The sequence below is a fragment of the Companilactobacillus futsaii JCM 17355 genome, assembly GCF_001435505.1.
In the GTDB taxonomy this organism is placed as follows: Bacteria; Bacillota; Bacilli; order Lactobacillales; family Lactobacillaceae; genus Companilactobacillus; species Companilactobacillus futsaii.
On sequence record NZ_AZDO01000034.1, the window covers coordinates 1 to 2244 of the forward strand.

Genomic DNA, 2244 nt, shown 5'->3' on the forward strand with positions numbered 1-2244 from the left:
TGTTTTTTTATTTATTTTTTCTTAAGGTGGCTAACTTGATTATAAAATTCGCCTAAAAATCTTTTCACAAATGAAGAATTGAAAATCCTTAAGGCCGTGTCTGATGACTTCAAAGAATTTAATGCTAAGAAAATCACCGAATATTCTCATCAAGAGAAAGCATATCAAGAAACTAAAATGAAGGAGATTATTCCTTATAATTACGCTCTAGATTTACAATAATAAAAGCTCCATTAGAATACCGATGCGTTGGCACCTGTCAAGTTGACATTTGAAATAATATAAAAATTGAATACTTTTTAGGTGGCCATATCCCAATGTTCTGCTGGGGTATGGCCATTTATTGTTTGTGATCTGTCTATATGATTGAAATAGTGAATTCTTTCGTTGACAAGTTTGACTAGTTCTTTGTAAGTCTTAGGCATTGGATGGCGATTCATCCAACGTAATTTGAATTCACTCCACCAACGTTCCATTGGTGAATTATCGTAGGGTGTACCTGGTCTTGACATACTTCTAATAACACCATGTTCATCTAAAAAATTTCCAAATGATAATGACGTAAACGCTGATCCGCGGTCCGTATGGACCATCGGACACACATCTCCAGCTTTTGTAAATGCACGTTGAAATACAATTATTTCAGCTGCTGAAGTCTCTGTAAGGCTGATATTACTTGAAATCAAATAACGACCATAGAGGTCTAAAACTCCGCTCAAACGAACTTTGTGTTCACCGTTTAAACCGTAAGGAATTTCTGTTGAATCACATAACCAAACTTGATTAGGTCCTGTCACCTCAAAATTTTGATTCAATACATTATCTTGTATATAAATCTCTCTCTGTTTAGAACGGTTATGTTTCTTGATTCTGGACTGACATCTAATATCTAGTTCTCTCATCAGGCGTTTCACTTGTTTAAGTGAAACCTTGAATGTGATTTGATCATCTGCTAATAGGTTGATTAGTATCTTGCCTGCACCAATAGTCTTAGTATTTAATTCATACCAGTACATAATACGTTCCTTTAGTAGCTTATCTCGAAGTTCTTTTTCCGTTTCTGTACGAGTCCAGTATTTGTTATATGATTGTCGACTAACACCGACAACACGTAGTAAAACAGTTATGGCTCCATGGTTATTTTGACTGACTTCCTTTATTGCCTGGTAAGCCAATCTATGTTGTTGTTTCACCCCCTGTGCTGAATTTCTTGCAATTTTTTTGCGAATTCCTCAATTAATTTTTGGTCTTTTAATTGGGATTCCAATTCTCTGATTTTTAAATGCGCTTCATCTAATTCTGTTAAGTCATCTTTTGCTTTGCGATGGCCTCGGCCATCGATCAAAGCTTTATAACCGCCGTTCTTGGATTTTAAGACCCAAGAACGAACTTGTTGATAAGATACGGAATACTTTTCTGCAGCTTCTTTATAAGTATGTTTGCTCTTAACGACATACTCTACGATTTCAATACGTTCTTCAAAGGTTATCTTTTTTTTCATAATGGAATTCTTCTTTCTCGGTGAGCCATCCTTCAACAGTTTTCCATTATTATACTTGAATAACCAGTCCGATACTTGAAAAGTATTCCTTAAACCATATTTATAGGCAATAGTTTCTAAAGAACCTTTACCTTCAAGATAGTCTGTCACGACTTGTAATTTAAATTTATATGAATATTTTGTACGCTTGGTCATTTCCTTCAGGCCGTCGATTCCATATTGATCGAAGAGATGGACCCATCTACGAAAAGTTTTATGAACAATATTATTTTTTCTGGCAAATGTTCTAAGTGGATAAGTTGACTCTTTAAATTCCAGCACCAGATCTAGTTTTTCTTGAAGTGAATATTTACCTCTGGGCATAAAAAAATCCTTTCATGAATATCAGATGAATTTATATTATTTCATCCAACAACCATAAAAGGATTATCGCAGATCCCACTAATAGGTAAGGGTATTCTAATGGAGCTTTTTGTTTAATACAAACTAATACAATAAGATCGAGTAGGGGATTCACCAACTTCCAATCTGACCAATTCGGCGTTTAATTCTTCCAAGCGTGGTGTGAACAAATTGAACAGCCACATCGTAACGTTTTCGGTGGTTGGATTAACGTATTGGAAAGCGGGGAGTTTGTTCAAGAACTTTCCCTCAAAGGTATCGCAAACTTCTTTGAGCTTTTTTTCAATATGGCAGATTGCAAGAAATAACCGAACATTTTTTAAAACTTAATATTTTCCATA

4 protein-coding genes are annotated in these 2244 nt (G+C 34.9%); 1 reads left to right on the forward strand and 3 read right to left on the reverse strand.

Annotated features, from left to right (window positions below):
- The first annotated feature begins 78 nt into the window (after nt 1–78).
- Nucleotides 79–222: a hypothetical protein gene (locus FC88_RS12780; RefSeq protein ID WP_149029791.1), complete on the forward strand. Its 144-nt coding sequence runs from the start codon at nt 79–81 to the stop codon at nt 220–222.
- Nucleotides 223–299: 77 nt separating this feature from the next.
- Here FC88_RS12780 and FC88_RS03570 read toward each other — a convergent pair whose 3' ends face one another.
- The 3 genes from FC88_RS03570 to FC88_RS03580 form a co-directional block, all read right to left on the reverse strand.
- Nucleotides 300–1193, reverse strand: coding sequence for an IS3 family transposase (locus tag FC88_RS03570; protein ID WP_057812863.1), 894 nt, complete (start codon nt 1191–1193; stop codon nt 300–302).
- A complete protein-coding gene (locus FC88_RS03575) occupies nt 1190–1864 on the reverse strand; it encodes a helix-turn-helix domain-containing protein (protein WP_083484547.1) in 675 nt (224 codons plus the stop codon). The genes FC88_RS03570 and FC88_RS03575 overlap by 4 nt, the downstream gene beginning before the upstream one ends.
- 113 nt (nt 1865–1977) lie before the next feature.
- On the reverse strand, nt 1978–2199 hold the full coding sequence (locus FC88_RS03580) for a 6-carboxytetrahydropterin synthase (RefSeq protein ID WP_057812865.1): 222 nt from the start codon (nt 2197–2199) through the stop codon (nt 1978–1980).
- Between the last annotated feature and the right edge of the window lie 45 nt (nt 2200–2244).